Annotated in this window: 16 protein-coding genes and 2 pseudogenes; 7 read left to right on the top strand and 11 right to left on the bottom strand. The window is 67.9% G+C overall.

The annotated features are described in order from the left end of the window. Positions 1–151 precede the first annotated feature (151 nt). Together FL344_RS13595 and FL344_RS13600 are read left to right on the top strand one after the other, a co-directional pair. Complete coding sequence (locus FL344_RS13595) at positions 152–2,017, top strand: S8 family serine peptidase (RefSeq protein ID WP_141618828.1); 1,866 nt, start codon at positions 152–154, stop codon at positions 2,015–2,017. Positions 2,018–2,510: 493 nt separating this feature from the next. Beyond that, on the top strand, positions 2,511–3,140 hold the full coding sequence (locus FL344_RS13600; RefSeq protein ID WP_141618829.1) for an NUDIX hydrolase: 630 nt from the start codon (positions 2,511–2,513) through the stop codon (positions 3,138–3,140). On the opposite strand, the gene FL344_RS13605 is transcribed toward FL344_RS13600, so the two are convergent. From FL344_RS13605 to FL344_RS13620, 4 genes are read right to left on the bottom strand one after another with little or no spacing between them, the layout of a single operon-like run. Beyond that, complete coding sequence (locus FL344_RS13605; protein WP_141618830.1) at positions 3,080–3,397, bottom strand: hypothetical protein; 318 nt, start codon at positions 3,395–3,397, stop codon at positions 3,080–3,082. The two genes, FL344_RS13600 and FL344_RS13605, sit on opposite strands and share 61 nt — an antisense overlap. Further along, complete coding sequence (locus tag FL344_RS13610) at positions 3,394–4,656, bottom strand: amidohydrolase family protein (protein ID WP_141618831.1); 1,263 nt, start codon at positions 4,654–4,656, stop codon at positions 3,394–3,396. Before FL344_RS13610 ends, FL344_RS13605 begins: the two co-directional genes overlap by 4 nt. After that, positions 4,653–5,114: a nucleoside deaminase gene (locus tag FL344_RS13615; RefSeq protein ID WP_141594105.1), complete on the bottom strand. Its 462-nt coding sequence runs from the start codon at positions 5,112–5,114 to the stop codon at positions 4,653–4,655. The genes FL344_RS13610 and FL344_RS13615 overlap by 4 nt, the downstream gene beginning before the upstream one ends. Further along, positions 5,114–5,767 (bottom strand): ankyrin repeat domain-containing protein, encoded by a 654-nt coding sequence (locus tag FL344_RS13620; protein WP_228565018.1) that lies wholly within the window; start codon positions 5,765–5,767, stop codon positions 5,114–5,116. The genes FL344_RS13615 and FL344_RS13620 overlap by 1 nt, the downstream gene beginning before the upstream one ends. A 360-nt stretch (positions 5,768–6,127) precedes the next feature. On the opposite strand from FL344_RS13620, the gene FL344_RS13625 reads away from it, so the two are divergent. The 3 genes from FL344_RS13625 (at position 6,128) to FL344_RS13635 (ending at position 8,413) form a co-directional block, all read left to right on the top strand. Then, positions 6,128–6,817 carry a phosphoribosyltransferase gene (locus FL344_RS13625; protein ID WP_141618832.1) on the top strand — a complete coding sequence of 230 codons (690 nt, stop codon included), beginning with the start codon at positions 6,128–6,130 and terminating at the stop codon, positions 6,815–6,817. A gap of 202 nt (positions 6,818–7,019) precedes the next feature. Next, a complete protein-coding gene (locus FL344_RS13630) occupies positions 7,020–7,196 on the top strand; it encodes an FmdB family zinc ribbon protein (protein WP_011555386.1) in 177 nt (58 codons plus the stop codon). A 44-nt stretch (positions 7,197–7,240) separates the two neighbouring features. Further along, on the top strand, positions 7,241–8,413 hold the full coding sequence (locus FL344_RS13635) for a CapA family protein (RefSeq protein WP_141618833.1): 1,173 nt from the start codon (positions 7,241–7,243) through the stop codon (positions 8,411–8,413). 110 nt (positions 8,414–8,523) lie between these two features. Here FL344_RS13635 and FL344_RS13640 read toward each other — a convergent pair whose 3' ends face one another. The 3 genes from FL344_RS13640 to FL344_RS13650 all read right to left on the bottom strand — a co-directional run bounded on the left by FL344_RS13640 (position 8,524) and on the right by FL344_RS13650 (position 11,978). After that, on the bottom strand, positions 8,524–9,987 hold the full coding sequence (locus tag FL344_RS13640) for an RtcB family protein (RefSeq protein ID WP_141594109.1): 1,464 nt from the start codon (positions 9,985–9,987) through the stop codon (positions 8,524–8,526). Between the two features lie 23 nt (positions 9,988–10,010). After that, positions 10,011–10,433 (bottom strand): archease, encoded by a 423-nt coding sequence (locus FL344_RS13645; RefSeq protein ID WP_141618834.1) that lies wholly within the window; start codon positions 10,431–10,433, stop codon positions 10,011–10,013. 63 nt (positions 10,434–10,496) lie between these two features. Beyond that, the gene (locus FL344_RS13650) at positions 10,497–11,978 is read right to left on the bottom strand and encodes a rhodanese-like domain-containing protein (RefSeq protein ID WP_228565019.1); all 1,482 of its coding nucleotides are present in this window, start codon (positions 11,976–11,978) and stop codon (positions 10,497–10,499) included. A gap of 200 nt (positions 11,979–12,178) precedes the next feature. Here FL344_RS13650 and FL344_RS13655 point away from each other — a divergent pair, with 200 nt between their 5' ends. Further along, the gene (locus FL344_RS13655) at positions 12,179–12,427 is read left to right on the top strand and encodes a hypothetical protein (protein WP_141618835.1); all 249 of its coding nucleotides are present in this window, start codon (positions 12,179–12,181) and stop codon (positions 12,425–12,427) included. 86 nt (positions 12,428–12,513) lie between these two features. On the opposite strand, the gene FL344_RS13660 is transcribed toward FL344_RS13655, so the two are convergent. Then, positions 12,514–13,035 carry a beta/gamma crystallin-related protein gene (locus FL344_RS13660; protein ID WP_141594113.1) on the bottom strand — a complete coding sequence of 174 codons (522 nt, stop codon included), beginning with the start codon at positions 13,033–13,035 and terminating at the stop codon, positions 12,514–12,516. A gap of 275 nt (positions 13,036–13,310) precedes the next feature. Here FL344_RS13660 and FL344_RS13665 point away from each other — a divergent pair. Beyond that, a pseudogene (locus tag FL344_RS13665) lies at positions 13,311–13,713 on the top strand (transposase); the annotation flags it as partial. 105 nt (positions 13,714–13,818) lie between these two features. On the opposite strand, the gene FL344_RS13670 reads toward FL344_RS13665, so the two are convergent. The 3 genes and pseudogenes from FL344_RS13670 to FL344_RS39035 all read right to left on the bottom strand — a co-directional run bounded on the left by FL344_RS13670 (position 13,819) and on the right by FL344_RS39035 (position 16,849). Continuing rightward, positions 13,819–15,330, bottom strand: coding sequence for a hypothetical protein (locus FL344_RS13670; RefSeq protein WP_228565020.1), 1,512 nt, complete (start codon positions 15,328–15,330; stop codon positions 13,819–13,821). A 380-nt stretch (positions 15,331–15,710) separates the two neighbouring features. Further along, on the bottom strand, positions 15,711–16,088 hold the full coding sequence (locus tag FL344_RS13675; RefSeq protein ID WP_228565021.1) for a hypothetical protein: 378 nt from the start codon (positions 16,086–16,088) through the stop codon (positions 15,711–15,713). A 54-nt stretch (positions 16,089–16,142) separates the two neighbouring features. Continuing rightward, positions 16,143–16,849 (bottom strand): annotated as a pseudogene (locus tag FL344_RS39035) (transposase).

The following is a 16,849-nucleotide window of genomic DNA, read 5'->3' on the forward strand; positions in this document are numbered from 1 at the left end:
GCGTCCCACCTCAGGCCCACGCCCCATGTGGAAACTCCATCTCGTCCCGCTTCTGTGTCTGCTCACCATCACTACCGGTTGCACCGAACCGCCCGCTCCACTCGCTCATGCGGCCCCGCGCCAGCGCCCCATTGCGAACCGATACATCGTCGTGCTCCGCCCGGAGGCCCGCTCCGCATCCCTGGGGCCCCAGAAGACGCGGGAGCACGTGTCGAACCTCGCCAAGACGCATGGCGCGAAGGTGCTCCACACCTATGAGCATGCCCTCCAGGGCTTCTCGGCGGAGCTGGACGACGCGCGCTTGGAGGCGCTGCGCGCCGACGAGCGCGTGGCCTTCATCGAGCAGGATGCATGGGTGCGCCCGCTCGCCACGGCGGAGACGGTGGCGTGGGGCCTGGACCGCGTGGACCAGGAGGACCTGCCCCTGGATGGCCTCTATCGCCCGGCGCTGAGCGGCGCGGGTGTCCACGCGTACGTGCTCGACACGGGCATCCGCTCCACGCATGCCGAGTTCCAGGGACGCCTGGGCGAGGGCTTCGACGCGGTGGACCCCGACGCTGGCGCGGAGGACTGCGACGGGCACGGCACCCACGTCGCGGGCATCCTCGGTGGCACGACCTGGGGCGTGGCCCGGGCCGTGACGCTGCATCCCGTGCGCATCCTGAACTGTGACGGAGAAGGCCCCCTGTCGGGCATCATCGCCGGCATCGACTGGGTCGCCGCCCATCACCAGTCCCCCGCGGTCGCCAACCTGAGCATCGGGCTGGAGGTCTCGGAGGCGCTGGACCAGGCGGTCCGCAACGTCGTGGCCGCCGGCGTCACCGCCGTGGTGGCCGCGGGCAACTTCGGCGTCAGCGCGTGCGACGAGTCTCCTGGTCGCGCGGCGGAAGCCCTCACCGTGGGCGCCACCAACGTGGAGGACTCCCGCGCGTCATTCTCGAATCACGGCCCCTGCGTCGACCTGTACGCGCCGGGCGAGGACATTCGCTCCGCCGGCATCGCCGACGACACGGCAAGCGAGGTCTTCTCCGGTACCTCCATGGCCACCCCTCACGTCGCCGGCGCCGCCGCGCTCTACTTGGAGATCCACCCCACCGCCACCCCGGCCCAGGTGATGGACGCGCTCGCGGGCGCCGCCATCTCGGGCCGCGTGAAGAACGCCGGGCCGGGCTCCCCCGACCTGCTGCTCCAGGCTGGCTTCCGCCGCTCGACGGGGGACCTCCACCGCCCCTGGGCACACGTCGTAACGCCCTTCCCCTGGAGCACCGTGCGCGCCACCTCACGTGTGCGGGTGCTCGCCTGGGACGATGCGGCGGTCCGGCGCGTGGACCTCTGGGTCAACGGCCTCCTGCGCGCCAGTGACGACACCCACCCCTTCGAGTTCGACTGGGACACCCGGGAAGAGCTCAACGGCCCGGCCACCCTGGAGGTCCGCGCCTACGACACCGCGCTCAAGTCCTGGCGCGCCGCGCCCATGACGGTGACGGTGCGCAACCCCGACATCGCCGACTTCGATTCGACGCTCCAGGCGCCCCGCTGCACCACCCTCGCGTCCGCGTGCGACACCGGCGTGCTCGTGCGCGGCATGGGCACCGTGGGGCCAGAGCGCCATGCGCCCAACACGCTCGGTGCGAGCTGTGCGGATGGCGACGCTGGCACCTACCTCATCACCGCGACGCTGGAGGGGCTGCGCGTCTCCAGCCAGGACGGCGGCCCTCTCACCGCCGGCAAGCCGGTGAAACTCACCGCGACCGCCTTCGGCTTCGTGCCCTTCCTGGAAGCGGTGGACCTCTTCCACGCGCCCGACGCGCGCAGCCCCCAATGGACGCATGTCGCCCGGCTCCCGCTCGAAGTGACAGGGGCGCAGGAGCTATCCACCACCTTCACGCTTCCAGAGGGAGGGCTCCAGGCGATTCGCGGCATCCTCGGCACCCATCCCACCCCGGTCAGCTGCGCCCCGGGAGATTGGACAGACCACGACGACCTCGTCTTCCCCGTGGCCCCCTCGAGTCGCTGAAGGCCTACGGCAGCGCGCCGTTGTCGCCAGTGGGAGCGCGTCGTGTCCCCGCGTCGCGGGAAGCGTGAGCTTCCTAGGCCCCGGGCGCGGATTGTCGGCGAGCTGGGGCAAGGCCCCCAGCTCGGCCTGTCGCTCGCCTGCGCCGCTTCCTCCAGGCCTCGGAGTTGCGGCGGGCGGAGTGTATGTCCCCGAGCCTCAAAGCTGGCGGTGCCCTTGGCAGTTCCGACTGCGCTTCGCCGGCACAGGAACGCGATGGCCGCGCGCGGGCCTCGCACACTCGCCTGGACGCGCTGCAAGGGGTGGCCTTGGCGCTGTGAGGCATCCCCAGAAGGATGGGGGCCCTGTTGAGGGGGAGGGAGGGTGCCGAGGGGCCGCCCGAGTGATGCTCCCGTCCGCAGCCGTCGCGAGCCTGGGGACGCTCGAGTCGCCGCCCAGCGTCGCCACGCCTCGTCCATGCTGACTGGGAGCGACGACCTCCTATACTTCCGCCATCATGACGGAGCCGAACTGGCTGAACTGGACGCGGGAACTCCAAGCAATCGCCCAGACAGGGCTCACATTCGCGCGCGACCCTTATGACCGCCAGCGCTACGAAATGCTGCGCGCGCTCGCATCCCAAATCATGGCGGAACATACCACCGCGCCTGCCGAGCGAATTGAGTCTCTATTCGAAGGTGAAAGCGGATACGCCACTCCGAAAGTCGATGTCCGCGGAGCGGTGTTCGACGAACAAGGCCGAGTGCTCATGGTGCGGGAGATTTCCGATGGCGGGGCCTGGACGCTGCCCGGCGGCTGGGCTGATGTGAACCTGACGCCAGCGGAGAACGTCATCAAAGAAGTACGGGAGGAGAGCGGATTCGAAGTGCGTGTGCGCAAGCTCGCGGCTGTCTGGGATCGCAACCGTCAGGGGCACCCGCCTGCGGTATTCTCGTGCTGCAAATTCTTCTTTATCTGCGAGTTGGTGGGGGGAACGGCGGCGACGAGCGTGGAAACGTCGGAGGTGGGATGGTTCCGCGAAGACGAGCTGCCCGATGACATCTCTCTCGCCCGGGTGCTTCCCAGTCAGGTCCGGCGCATGTTCACGCACGCACGCGACGCCGCGCTTCCGACCGACTTCGATTGAGCCGAGCCGCCAGCCGCTTCGAGGGCTGCGCGCTGCCACGACGGCGGCCCTTTCGGTCCAGACTCCTCCGCCTTGAGGCCTTCGACTGGCTCCACGCTGCTGGCCTTGAGGGCCGGGTAGATGAAGGCGAGGTAGGTGACGACCAAGAGCTCGAAGCCCATCTTCAGGCCGCCGCGGCCACTGCCCGCGGCGATGAAGCCGGTGTTGACGCCCAGCACCAGCACTAGGAAAAGGGCTCGACCTGCGACCCGGTTCATCCCCAACGAGCGCGACCATCGCCCGACACTGGGCCCACGACACGCCCGCCGTGCACCACGAGCAGGCGCTCAGGGTGGGCGGCGACGGCCTCGGGGACGCTGCTTGCTGCAATCACGACCAGGTCTGCGCGGCAGCCGGGATGCAGTCCGTAATCGGTGATTCCGAGCACCTCCGCTGCGGAGTCGGTAACGAGCGAAGACGCGTACTCCAGGTCGTCGTCGGACATCAACTCGGCTTGGAGCCCGATGATGGTCGCTCGTTCGAGCATGTCCGCGGTTCCATACGGCCACCAGGCGTCTCGGATGTTGTCGGAGCCGGCGAACACTCGGACGCCATGCTCGCGTAGAGCCCGCAGCGGTGGCATCGAGCGGCTGGGGCCGTTCGTCATGATGGCGACCCCGGCTGCGCCGAGAGCGGCGGCCGTTCGTGCGAGCTCGTGCTCGTCGATCTGCCCGAGCGCGTAAGCATGGCTGACCGCGACCTTGCCGCTGAGCCCCAACGCCTTCGTGCGTTCGGCAATGGCGCGTAGTTGTTGGGTGCCGACCTCGCCGCCGTCGTGAAGGTGGATATCAATCCCCGAGCCGTGCCGGTCGGCGAGCCCGAAGACAATGTCGAGCTGACCGGCGACGTCGCCGTCGAAACCGGCAGGGTCGAGTCCGCCGATCACGTCGGCGCCCTCCGAGAGCGCCGCGTCGAGCAGGTCGGCGACCCCTTTCGCGGTGACGATGCCGCTTTGCGGGAACGCGACCAGCTGGATACCGAGCCGATCCCGAAAAGCTTCACGCACCTCGACGAGGGCGTGCAAGCCATCGAGCTTTTCAACCGGGTCGATGTCGACATGGGAGCGGATGTGACCGGTGCCGAGGGACACCATGCGGTTGGCGAGGGCCGTGGCTCGCTGCGCGACCGAAACGCCGACTTCGTTGCGCAGAGCGCGCTCGTCCACGGTCCGCTGCCGGATTGAGCCCGCCGCGCGGTGCGGCTGCCACGGCGCTCCGAAGAAGGTCTTGTCGAGATGGCAGTGGCCGTCCACCAGCGCAGGGAGCAGCAATGCGCCATCGAGTTGAATGGATGTCGCTTCGCGGTGAGCGCTCTTGCCCGTGTCCGGTCGATGTTCGTCGATCGATGCGATGCGGCCATCGCGGAGGAGGACGTCCACGCGGCGGCCGTCAGGAAGGGTTACGTTCACCAGCTCGACTGGGGTGGACGTACGAGAGGAGTCGACTGACTGACGCATCCGTAGCTCCTTATCGGTCATCCCTGATGGCGCTTCCACTCGTCGTACAGTCCGTGCTCGTCCGCCGGGCGCAGAGGCCGCAAGGCGAGGGACTGGGCTTGGGGCTCGCGGGTCAATTGCGCGTAGATCGGCGCTGTGGAGAGGCCGAAGGCTTCGCCCTCCTCGTTGGAGTAAGCGAAATAGGCGCCCTGGATTCCGCACAGGTACATGGCGGCCAGACACATCGGGCAGGGATGACCACTGGCATAGACGACGCAGCCGCTCAGGCTGGCGCTCCCGAGGCTCTGGCTCGCTTTGCGAATGGCCAGAAGCTCGGCGTGGGCGGTGGGATCCTTCGTCTGATTGACCTCGTTGACCGCGCGCGCAATTACCCGACCGTCGCGCACGAGCAAGGCCCCGAAGGGACGGCCACCGGACTTGACGTTGGTGCGAGCCAGGGCGATGGCCTCGCGCATGAATTCTTCGGCGGACGGCTCCATCAGCGACCTCCGGCGGCTACGAGCATTTTGGCAATCGCGTCTTGTTTGCGCTCGCGGGCGTGCTGGAGCGGCGTGACGCCGTTTCCGTCCGCCAGGTTGACGTCGGCGCCTCCATCAATCAGGAGACGAACGATCTCCTGGTGACGTGGCCCGCCGTCGCTGAGCAGGATCGCCTCGAGCAGTCCAGTCCAGCCCAGGCGGTTGACGTGGTTCGGATCGACGCCGGCTTGCAGCAACGTCTTCACGACCTCCACGTGGCCGCGTTCACAGGCCGGAATGAGCGCAGTGCCGCGGTAGCGGTTGGTGCTCTTCAGGTCGGCGCCGTTCTTCAAGGTCAGGCGCAGGATCTCCAGGTACCCCCGCGCTCCAGCCAGGAGGTAGGCGCTGTCGAGCTGGCGGTTCTGGAGGTTCACATTCGCTCCTGCCTCGATGAGGGCGCGGGCGGCAGCCACGTGGTTCCCGTCAGTCGCCAACAAGAGCGACGTGTTGCCCGCAGAGTCCCGGGCGTCTACGGCCGCCCCCTGGCGCAGCAGCTCGGAGACCATCGCCGCATCGCCCTTCTCTGCAGCCCGCAAGAGGGCCTCGGGCGGCACGGGAGCGCCGCCGTCCCCGGCTCCCGCAGAAGCTGAGCAGGCCATCGTGAACAGCGTCATGAGCATCACCCTCCAAATGTTCGCCAGGTGCACGACTTCACCTCCTGACGAGGTGCTCTAATCCCCGGCCATCCCATGCGGAAGCGAAATGCCGGAATGATTACCAGTGGGGTTCTGAATAGTTCGGCCGAGAGCCCTTTGTGGAGACACCCGGATGATCAATCTCTTCTTGCTGCGAAGCTTCGTCGCGGTCGTTGAAACGCATGAGTGATGCGCTCGTCCGGTGGACAGGTCGCTTGAGCCCCCTTGGGGTGATCTGCCCCCGTTCTTCGGACCACCCCGGCCCCCAGGGCATCGGGCATCGACAAGCATCGGTGGACAGGTGCCCCGGCCATGCTTCTCTTGATCGCAGGGGGTGCCATGTCCTTCGAGGATCGTGTCGATGCGGGCCGGCGGCTCGCCCAATTGCTGCGCGAGCGTGGATACACGGGTGAAGGCACGCTCGTCCTGGCGTTGCCCCGCGGGGGTGTACCTGTGGCCTTTGAGGTGGCAACAGCACTGGGCGCACCGCTGGACGTCTGGGTGGTCCGCAAGGTCGGTGTGCCGGGCTACGAGGAGCTGGGCCTCGGCGCGGTCGCGGAAGGCGGTGTCGCGTTCGTCAACCGGAGGCTGATGGACGAGGTGGGCGTCACCGAGGCGGACCTGCAAGGCCTCGTCCGTCAGAAGACGGATGAAGTGAAGGTCCGGGTGGCGCGCTTCCGCCAGGGCATCGGGGCGCCTCGAATCGAAGGCCAGCGCATCATCCTGGTGGACGACGGCATCGCGACGGGAGGTACCGTCCGAGCGGCCATCCAGGCGCTCCGCATGCACCGGCCCGGCAGCATCATCCTCGCGGTCCCCGTCGCTGCATCCCAGACGCTCGCAGAGCTCGCCCCCCTGGCGGATGACGTGGTGTGCGTGCTTTCAACGCCGTCGCTGTATGCCATTGGCCAGTGGTACGCCGACTTCCAGCAGGTTCCAGATGAAGCGGTCGCGACGCTGCTGGCACAGGCCCGACTCACCCTCGGTCACGACCGTCACGCGCCGCCCGGCGACACGGCCCACCCCTGACCGGGCGCCCCGAAGCATCCGCGAGCCACCACCACCCGGGCCGCGATATCCCGGTCTCACAGGAGCCCACCGGGCGCAGTTCATCCCGGCCCTCCGAAGGAGCCGCCGTTCCGGCGCAGGGATGGCAGCTCGAGCCCTGCCGTGCATCACGCTCCATCCCCACCCTTCACAGGAGGCCACCAGGCCCGAGCAGGAGCAAGTGATGCCCGTCTACGAGTTCTACTGCCGCAAGTGTAAGGAGCCCTTCACCGAGATCATGAGCGTCAAGGAGCACGATGAGCGAACGCCCAAGTGCCCACGCTGCCAGGAGACGAAGGAGGTGGAGAAGCGCATCTCCACCGTTCATACCGTGACCACCAAGAAGTGGCTGACGCTCTGACGGGCTTGCTCCGCGCCGCACCTGTGGCGGGGGGCCGACTCACGATGACTCCGGATACGCCGGACAGGGAGCGGAGCGCCAATGGCTCGACGCCTTCGGCCTCGGGGAAGGTACTCACCCTCCTGCTCTGCGGAGATGTGATGACGGGCCGGGGCATCGACCAGGTCCTGCCCCACCCTGCTCCGCCGGGCCTCCACGAGGACTACCTGAAGGATGCGCGGGACTACGTCCGGCTGGCAGAGGAACGCAATGGCCCCATCCGGACGCCCGTCGGCTTCGGTGAGCTCTGGGGTGACGCGCTCGAGGAGATGGAGCGAGCCGCGCCGGACGTTCGAATCATCAACCTGGAGACGAGCGTCACCACAAGCGAGGCGTGGTGGCCAGACAAGGGCATCCATTATCGCATGCACCCGGAGAACGCGGCGTGCCTTACAGCCGCCCGGATCGATTGCTGCGCGCTGGCGAACAACCACGTGCTGGACTGGGGCTATCCGGGGCTCCTCGAAACGCTGGCGACCCTCCAGCGCCTGGGCATCGCCACCGCGGGGCTCGGGGAGGACCAGGAGCGAGCACGGCGGCCGGCCATCCTGGATGTGACCGGGGGCCGGGTCGCCGTGTTTTCGTTCGGTGATAGCAGCAGCGGAATCCCGCCCGTCTGGGCCGCGACGGAAGACCGGCCCGGCGTGGATCTGCTGCCAGCGCTGTCACCCACCGCAGTGCGGCAACTGGGCGAGCGCGTCGCGGCCGTCAAACGCACGGGCGACATCGTCGTTGCCTCCATTCACTGGGGCGGCAACTGGGGCTATGCAGTGCCGGACGCGCAGCGGGCCTTCGCGCGAGCGCTCATCGATGAGGCCGACGTCGACCTCATCCATGGCCACTCGTCGCACCACCCTCGCGGCATCGAGGTCCACCGGGGCCACCTCATCCTCTACGGCTGCGGAGACTTCCTGAACGACTATGAGGGAATCTCTGGCCACACGGCCTTCCGTCCAGACCTGACGCTGCTGTACCTGGCATCCATCGCCCCGGCCACCGGTCAACTGACGGGCCTCCGCATGCTCCCGATGCAGCTGCGCCAACTCCGTCCCCATCATGCTTCACGACAGGACGCTGAGTGGCTGGGCGGCGTCCTGGACCGGCAGGGGCGGGACCTTGGGACCCGCACGCGGCTGGCATCAGACGGTAGCGGTGCGCTCGTCCTTCAGTGGACGTGAGCCTCCCAGACAAGCGACGAGCGGCCTCAGGGCCCCTGGCTCCCCCGCACAGCGGCGGAACCTCCTTGGACGCGGTGAGCGCACGCCTCCGGCCCAATGCAACCGGGCGCTCAGCCTTTCAACACCGCGAGCGGCACCAGCCGCGCCACCTTCCGCGCGATGCCAGCCGCCTCGACCGCGTCCACCACCCGATCCACGTCCTTGTAGGCCAGGGGCGCTTCCTCCGCGAGCTCCGCATTGGAGGGACACTCCACGGCGATGCCCTGACGATTCAGCGCCGCGCGCAGCTCACTTCCCACCACCTGGCGTTTGGAAGCGGCCCGGCTCAGCCGCCGTCCCGCCCCATGGCAGGCGCTGCTGAGTGAGATGGCCTCGGCAGCCTCCTGCCCCACCAGCACGAACGACGCCGTGCCCATGCTTCCGGGGATGAACACCGGCTGGCCGACCTGATGGTAGGCCGCGGGCAGTTCGGGGTGCCCTGGACCGAAGGCCCGCGTCGCGCCCTTGCGGTGTACACAGAGGCGCTGGCCTCCATGCGGCTCCAACTTCGCGATGTTGTGGGCCACGTCATAGACGATGCGAGGCCACGCAGCGGAACGGTCTCCGAACCACCGGCGGAACACCTCGCGCACCCGGTGGGTGAGCACCTGCCGGTTGGCCCAGGCGAAGTTGGCCGCGGCGCACATGGCCGCGAAGTAGTCCTGCCCCTCCGCCGACGACAGCGGCGCACAGGCGAGTTGACGGTCCACGAGCTGGATGCCCTCGCGAGCCAGGGCGCGGTCCATGGTGCGCACAGCATCCGTACAGACCTGGTGACCCAGTCCGCGCGAGCCCGTATGGATGAGCACGGTGAGCTGGCCCTCGAACAGCCCGAGCGCGGGGGCCGCCTCCGAGTCGAGGACGCGCTCCACCCGCTGCACTTCCAGGAAGTGGTTGCCGCCACCGAGCGTGCCAAGCTGGTCATGCCCCCGCTCCTGGGCCCGGACAGAGACCTTGGCGGTGTCGGCGCCATCGAGGCAACCTCTGGCCTCCAGGTAGTCGACGTCCTCCGGTGTTCCCAGTCCCAGCACGTCCACCAGATAGGGGACGCCCTCCGTGAGGACCCGGTCCATCTGCTCGGGCGCCAACGACAGGCGGCCATGCCGGCCGAAGCCTGTGGGAATGCTCCGAGCGAGGTCGTGAGCCACCTTCGGCAGGACCTCCTTCACGTCCTCGTGCCGAAGCCCGGTCGCCAGCAATCTCACGCCGCAGTTGATATCGAACCCGATGCCGCCCGGCGAGATGACGCCATCCGGCAACGCGGTACCCGCCACGCCGCCCACGGGGAAGCCGTAGCCCTCGTGCATGTCCGGCATTCCGATGGCGAAGCCCTGGATGCCCGGCAGTGTGGTGACGTTGACGAGCTGAGGCACGCTCCGGTCCTGGACCATCTGCTGGAGCAACTCCGAGTCCGCGACGATGCGGGCCGGTACCCGCATGTCCTCTCGGAAGCCCTGGCCCAGTTCATACAGGGCGGGCCCTATCTGCCGGATGAGCGGCTCGAGCTGCTGCGTGACCTCGGAATGTGTCTCCATGCGTGCCTCATGACAGGGGGGTCTCAGACATCGAGGACGACCGTGGCCGTGAAGCCGTCGTCGTGCTCGTGCAGCTCCAGGCCATGGAAGGTGGCGGCCTTCACAGCGGTCTTCAGCACGAGAGGCGAGACGCCACGAATGCGGGCGCGCAGCGACCGCTCTTGGAGCTCGTCCACCACGAGGTCCGTGTAGACGCGCTTCGTCAGGTCCGAGCGGGCGATGAGCTCATTGAGCCAGTCGACGAGCAGGGCCTCGGTGTCCTCCGCCACGAGCGTGACGCGCTCCCCCGCCGATTCTGGCGAGGGCTGCGGCAACGGTGCCTCTCCGAGCATGAGCTCCGCGAGCGCATACCCGGCCTCCTCGAAGAGTTCCGGGAGTCCCGTGCCTGAGATGCGGAGTTGAACCTCACTGACGTGCGGTTCGAATTGATGCGTACCTGACTCCACGACCGCCTCCTTCCCGCGCCCGAAGTGGAGATGCTCCCATCCGACGACAACCTCGTTGACGGCTCACGAAGGCGACGGTGGCGAAGCGTCCTGCTCCTCTGTCCCCATGGAGCGCGTTGCTTGTTCGAACTCGACCTCCGACGGCGGGCCTGTCCGCACCGGAAGTTCCAGCCGCCGCCATGCCGACATGCCGCCCAGCACGTTCGAGACCTGCTGAAAGCCGTTGCGGAGCAGGATGCTCGTGGCAAGTCCGGAGCGGTGGCCCGTGCTGCACACCACCGCGACCGGATGGTCCTCGCGCAGTCCCAGCTCGGAGAGGCACTCCTCCAGCTCTGTCACATACGCATGTCGTGCGCTCAGGATGTGGCCACGCTCGAACTCCGAGCGCTCGCGCACGTCGAGCACCTGGAAGCCCTCCCACTGGGAAAAGAGCGCCTCGGGCGTCAGCGTGCCGCTGCTCTCGATTGGCAGCCCCGCGTTGCGCCATGCCCCGAATCCTCCCGTGAGGATGCCCTCCACCTGGTCGAGGCCGACGCGGGCCAGGGCCAGCACGGCCTCCTTCGAGTCCGCGTGCGCAGGCAGGACGAGGAACAGCGGCGTGCTCGGCTGTACCATCTGTCCACTGAACACGGACACCCCCTGCATCCAGACATTCAGCGAGCCCGGGATGTGCCCCCCAGCGAAGGACTCGGGCTCACGCACATCCAGGACAAGGCCACTGTGACTTGCCCACTGAAAGCGTTTCGGCTCCAGGAAGGGGATGGCGGATGAATCCGCGGAGAGTGGCACGCCACCGCGGATGTTCACCTCCTCCATGCGCGAGAAATACGAAGGCCGGTGAAGCCGCTCCTGCACCTTGCGCTGGATGAAGTCGCTCCGGCTGGAGGTGAACACGGGGTTGTGCAGGCGCTCGAAGCCCAGTGTCGTCAACGCCCTGTCCGCGATGCCGCTGCCACACACCGAGCCTGCTCCGTGGGCCGGGAAGACCAGTGTCTGGTCGCCCAGGGGCAGGACCTTCTGATGGAGCGAATCAAAGAGGAGCGCGGCATTCTCGTAGACCCGCTCTGGCGCAGCCAGGTCCGTGCGCCCGGTCTCTCCAGCAAAGAGCGCGTCGCCCGTGAAGACGCCCCAAGCCTGGGCATGGTGGGGATCCAGGTAGACGGCCCAGCTCATGCTCTCTGGAGTGTGGCCCGGTGTATGAAGCGCCACCAGCGTCAAGGCCCCCAGGTGTAGCCGCTCTCGCTCGCCCATCCGCACGTCGGCATGGCCGGTGATGGGGTGCCGGCCAGCCACCACCTGCGCGCCTGCAATGCGGGCAAGCGCGGAAGTGCCCTCAACGAAGTCTTCCTGGCGGTGCGTCTGGAGCACGTAGCGCAGCCGCAACTCCTGCCGCCGCAACACGTCCAGGTAGACGTCGACATCACGCCGGGGGTCGACGACGAGCGCCTCGCCGTCACTGCCCAGGATGTAGGTGATTTGGGCAAGGCCCTCGGTCTTGATGGCCTGGAAGTACATGGCCCCTCCTCCGCTGAAGGTGGGCGCCATGACTGGAAAGAGCATCACGGGCACGCTGCGTTGCCGCCTGCATGGCTCGTCGGGGGTCCAGCCAGGAGCGGAGCATCCTTCCCCTCGTCTGAGTTGCTACCGCACGCCTGCCTGCGTGAATGGCGTCCGTGGAATCTCCATCACGCCTTCGCAACGCCGCGTGGAGGGCCGCTGGTACCTTCCGACCACGCAGCCGTCGCGTGTTCGAGAAGTGCGGCTTCGCCGTCGAGGGCACGCTGTGCAACTTCGAGCCTGCGCCTACGGAGGAGCAGCGCCGCAACGGCCTCCAGTTGGCTCCACGCTCGATCATCGGCGCGCTGGTGCCCGAGGACGTACCAGGGCTGCCCTGGTACGCGGACGTGGCGCGTGCAGACGATCAGGGCACCAGTTCGGCCGTGAGCGTGAATGGGGTCACTGAGCGGGGGTGGGGCCGCACCCTGCCGTCGTGAATGCAGGTGATTCGAGAGTCTCTGGAACACGAAAGGATTGCGGTCCCCGCGGCAGGGACCGTCACCTGGAATGCCGCGCGCCAGCGTCAGGAGATTCTGATGCTGGAGGTGTTGTTGTTCATCGCGCCAAGGCTCGGGGCGTCGGAATTCACGGGCAGCGTGTCGCCGGAGAAGTTGTCGTGCTTGTATAGGACGACCGCCAGGCCCTGCGGCTTCACCGAGCTGATGGTGTTGTTGTCGATGCCGTACCGCTCCAGCTCGGCCTGGGTGTACTGGCCAGGAGGCAGGTCCACCTCCTTGCCATCGAACTGCTCTTTGTAGAAGAACCTGGCCCTGGGCTGCACGGGCACGGATATGACCCTGATGCTGGAGACGTTGTTGTTCAGCGGGCCCAGTTCCTCGGCGTTGGCCACCACTTCGATCTGGTCGCCGGTGAAACCATCGTTCTGGTAGAGGACAGCCTTCACGCCAGGCGGCACCTTCACCGAGCTGATGGTGTTGTTCTCGATGCCCAGCGCCTCCAACTGTGCCCGGGTGTAGTTGCCAGGCGGCAGATCGACCTGTTTACCCTCGAAGTCTTCGTTGTAAAAAACGGTAATGCTTGCCATTGCGGTTCTCCTCCCTGGAGCGGTCCTGGCCATTCGTTGCCAGAACCGCCGGAAGCATTGGGCACCGCAATCCGGAAAAGCAATCCGGCTACAGTACCGTATCCGTCTGGCCAATGACGTGCTGAGAGGCGTTGAGTGCGGAGTCGGCGCCGAGGATCCTTGCGGGCATGTCAAAGCCGGTGGAGAAGCAGGAGTGGTTCCGGGTCGCGTGCGTACCGCTGCCCACCGCGAACTGCGCCAGCAGCACAGCTGCCCCCGTCCCCGTGCGACTGCACGCCTGGCTCGAAACCCAGGCATCACGCCCCCCGCCCAAGAGTCCACTGGGCCAGGCCATTTCCTATGCTGCTGAAGCAGTGGGAGGCCCGCACCCGCTTCATGGAGAATGAGCGCATTCCTCTCGACAACAACCGCTCGGAATCGGCGCTGCGGAAGGCTGTCCTGGGCCGCAAGAATCTCGTCTTCGTCGGCCACGAGGCCGCGGGCGAAAACCTCGCGGGCCTCTACGCGCTGGTGGCCACCCACGAGGCCAATGGCGTCAATCCCGAGGCATACCTCGCCGACGTCCTGCTGCGCGTGCAGACACATCCCAACTCATGCATCGGTGAACTGCTGCCCCACGAGTGGAAGCGGCGAAGCGTCGCCGCCCCGCCCGACTTACCCCTCCAGCCCAGTCTCTGAATCCTCGCGGCGTGCGTCGACCACGGTCCTCGTCCGTCGGCAACCGCTCACGTCACGTCATTGCCCGGACGGTTGCACCGTGCCGCGCGGGTGGGCCTGGGAGCGTCAGTTCGCTCCCAGGCTCCAGCGCTGCACCAGCTCCGTCCTGCGGGACGGGTCCTTCAGCAGCTGGTTGGCCCAGTGCAGGGGGCCGGCCCGCCGCACCATCTCGAACTCAGCCGCGAGCAGGGGGATGACCCAGAGCAGGTTCACGGGCGCGCCTGGAGGCAGGGGCACGGTGGGCCCCTGTGCGATGACGAAGTGGCGCAGCCCCAGGAGCGGGTCGGAGACGACGGCGATGTCGCCCGGCGCCCAGGCCGACTGGCTGCCCTCGTTCGATTGCATCAGCGTCCCCAGCGCCGACAGGGCCAGGGCGCGCTCCGGGCTGTGCGAGTCCATCCACGCTGCCAGCTCCACATGGGTGGCACTTGAATCCCGCTTTCCGCTCGCCTGCGGCCCCCAGCCGAAGCCATTGGTGACAACCGTGAAGCCGCTCTGGCCCAGGCGCGTGCGCACGAGTACCTCGTGCGGAGGGAGCGCCTGCGAAGCCGGAGGTGCAACGTGGGCGATGGTGTCGCCCGGCAAGGCGCCCTCCAGGGCATGGCGGAAGAGGGCCTGGTACGTATTGACGCCCACGCTCGAGGAGAACGGCTTGCCCGGTGCCGACGCTCGCGCCCAGCGGGTGAAGGGCTCCGCGGCATCCGAGAGGCGCTCGAGCATCAGGCTGGAAGGCTCGCCGGCGCGGACCCGGTAGCTCATGGTGTCTCCGCCGAATGGCTCGGGCCAGGAGCCGGGCTGCACGCCCAGCGGCACCTCCAGGACCTCATCCGCGGAGAGTGGGCGGTTCTCGCGAACCATGCGATAGGCAGCGAAGTACAGGGCCTCCCGGCCACGCGACGTCTCCCACGTGTCCCACTCCTCCGGTGCGAGGTGGAGATCCGGCAGCCCGAAGCTCTCCAAGCCGCGCAGCTGAAGGTAGCGGCTGCCCCGGCGGCGGGAGAGATCGACCCAGGCGCGGAACGGACGGTAGTCGGGGTGGGGTAGATCCCGGAGCAGCCGAGCGAAGATCCTGGCGTCCTTCACGAGCGAGCCCGCCTGGTGCAAAACCACCGCCGTGCCGTTGAGAGCAAGGCGTGAGACCAACAGCGAGAAGACGCGCATCACACCGTCCTCTGCCCACGGGTCCGGCCTGGCGCCGCCTCGCATCGGCTGCTCCTCGCCCTGACGCGGGGAGATGCCGGAAGCGAGCGTCAGGTAGCAACCCTCCCGTGGGAGGTTCGGAAACTGCCGCAGGTCCAGGCCCTCACGGGGCAGGGGGCCATTTCCCCTGAAGACACGCACGGTGTGCCGGCCGTTCGTGAGTCGGACTCCCTGGCCGACCTCCACGGTGAAGCCCAGCTCTGCCAGGCCCAGTCTCGAGAGCCACGCGCCTGGAGCCTCCGCGAGGCCAGGCAGGGACTCCGCGAAGAGGACCGAGGCATGAGCCAGCGGGCGGGGAGGCGAGAGTCCCGCCGGGCCCTCGGCAATGGGGATGGCGTCTGGAGAGGAGTTCACGAGAGCGGATCGGGGATCGTGCATGAGACTGAGGACACAGGGAGCCTGGCCGGGCGACGGCAGCGCCTTCGCGCGGGGGCCCATCTCTCAACGCGCCAGAGCCCTCCGTCACTCCTTGACCTCCTGAGCCGGAGTTGGGCCCCTCCGTGTGCCTGTCCCTGTCCGAGTGCGCAGGAGTCCGCGGTGCTTCGTCTATCCGCGGTCCGTAGCGACGTCGCGGGTTTCTTCCATCAGCCGGAGCAGGGGCGCCTCATGCAGGGAGTCCTTTCCCAGCCCCTTGCGGCAAGGTCTCGAAGTCGAACGTCCTCCTGAGCAACTCTGCCCGCCAGGACATCCAGGCCACGCCCGCCATCTCCCTGCGGCCCAGGCCCGGCGTCTGGGTCACGGCCACCCGGCGCTGAGGCTCAATCGTTGCAACAGACACGGTAGGCGCCCTGATAGCGCGGCCCGTCCGTCGCCATGCAGTCATCGCCGATGGACTTCACGCCGCCACGCTCCGCACAGAACCGCGGCGCCTGCTGACGCGACATCGCACAGGCCTCCTCCCGCGTGTTGTACGTCCCCCGAGCCTCGACGTAGAGGCATGGCTTCGCCGGCGGCTGTGCCGGAGCCTGCTCCGATGGCTGTTCAGACGCCGGCGGCTGTACCAGAGCCTGCTCAGGCGGCTGCGCAGACACCGGCGCAGACGTCGGCTCGGGCTTGACCTCGGGGGCGACGCTTCCGCACGCCATCATTAGCAGTCCCACGGCCACGCCCCCGAATACCCTGATGCCCAGCTTCATGTGCCAGCCCTCCCTGTGCTCACGGTGGTGGAAACGTCGGAGCATACACGGGATTCATCGCCGGTCCTGGGCTCCTGGAAACGCTGGTGCCCAGTATCCGTGCACATGAGTGCGGCCTGTCAGCCCCGTCCACCCGAATGCAAGACAAGCAGGCCCGGTGCGCTTCGCGCCATTCGAGTTGCATCCCCCTCCCCTGTCCGGAACATCGCTCGCGAAGTAAGCGAAGACGCCGTGGAACCTCGTGAGGTTTGCCCGAGGTGGAGGCACCAGGGACGCCAGGCGACGCAGCAACTCCAACCCGGTGAAGAGGGGGTGCGTGGTGCCGTCCGACTGCGGCGCTTCATCCGATAGGCGATGCGGCTGTCCTCCGCTCGTGGCAGTCGCTCCAGCGCCAGCGCACCGCGCGCCCGGTAGCGGCATCGCCGTTCCAGTCCCTGCCTGTCATTGGCATGCAAATGCGTGTTGGCGTGCAGGGAGAACCCCTCCAGCAAGAAGCACCGCGGCTGCTTGTTGTGAGGGAGCCGGACGTCCACCTCCGTCCAGCGCAGCCGTTGCCGCAGGGAGTGCGCCTGGTACGCCTGCAGCGCGTCCTCAGGCCCTTGTACGGGGTACCTGGCGAAGTCCCGCTCCACGTACCGGAACAGGCCGCGCCCCACGTCGCTCGCCTCCGCCAGCAGCGTGGCAAAGTTCTCCCTCACCGCCTCGTACAGCACCGTCCCCTCCGACTGCCTCCGCCGGTACGCCCACCCCCGCTCATCCAC

Origin of the sequence: Myxococcus sp. AB036A (genome assembly GCF_006547355.1) — a bacterium.
GTDB classification, from domain to species: Bacteria; Myxococcota; Myxococcia; order Myxococcales; family Myxococcaceae; genus Myxococcus; species Myxococcus virescens.

Coding starts and splice junctions, on each gene's coding strand:
- FL344_RS13605 (WP_141618830.1), bottom strand. CDS start 3,397: ATGAACCGGGTCGCAGGTCGAGCCCTTTTCCTAGTGCTGGTGCTGGGC.
- FL344_RS13650 (WP_228565019.1), bottom strand. CDS start 11,978: ATGGCGCCCACCTTCAGCGGAGGAGGGGCCATGTACTTCCAGGCCATC.
- FL344_RS13670 (WP_228565020.1), bottom strand. CDS start 15,330: ATGCACGATCCCCGATCCGCTCTCGTGAACTCCTCTCCAGACGCCATC.
- FL344_RS13660 (WP_141594113.1), bottom strand. CDS start 13,035: ATGGCAAGCATTACCGTTTTTTACAACGAAGACTTCGAGGGTAAACAG.
- FL344_RS13610 (WP_141618831.1), bottom strand. CDS start 4,656: ATGACCGATAAGGAGCTACGGATGCGTCAGTCAGTCGACTCCTCTCGT.
- FL344_RS13615 (WP_141594105.1), bottom strand. CDS start 5,114: ATGGAGCCGTCCGCCGAAGAATTCATGCGCGAGGCCATCGCCCTGGCT.
- FL344_RS13675 (WP_228565021.1), bottom strand. CDS start 16,088: ATGAAGCTGGGCATCAGGGTATTCGGGGGCGTGGCCGTGGGACTGCTA.
- FL344_RS13640 (WP_141594109.1), bottom strand. CDS start 9,987: ATGGAGACACATTCCGAGGTCACGCAGCAGCTCGAGCCGCTCATCCGG.
- FL344_RS13620 (WP_228565018.1), bottom strand. CDS start 5,767: ATGACGCTGTTCACGATGGCCTGCTCAGCTTCTGCGGGAGCCGGGGAC.
- FL344_RS13600 (WP_141618829.1), top strand. CDS start 2,511: ATGACGGAGCCGAACTGGCTGAACTGGACGCGGGAACTCCAAGCAATC.
- FL344_RS13630 (WP_011555386.1), top strand. CDS start 7,020: ATGCCCGTCTACGAGTTCTACTGCCGCAAGTGTAAGGAGCCCTTCACC.
- FL344_RS13635 (WP_141618833.1), top strand. CDS start 7,241: ATGACTCCGGATACGCCGGACAGGGAGCGGAGCGCCAATGGCTCGACG.
- FL344_RS13625 (WP_141618832.1), top strand. CDS start 6,128: ATGTCCTTCGAGGATCGTGTCGATGCGGGCCGGCGGCTCGCCCAATTG.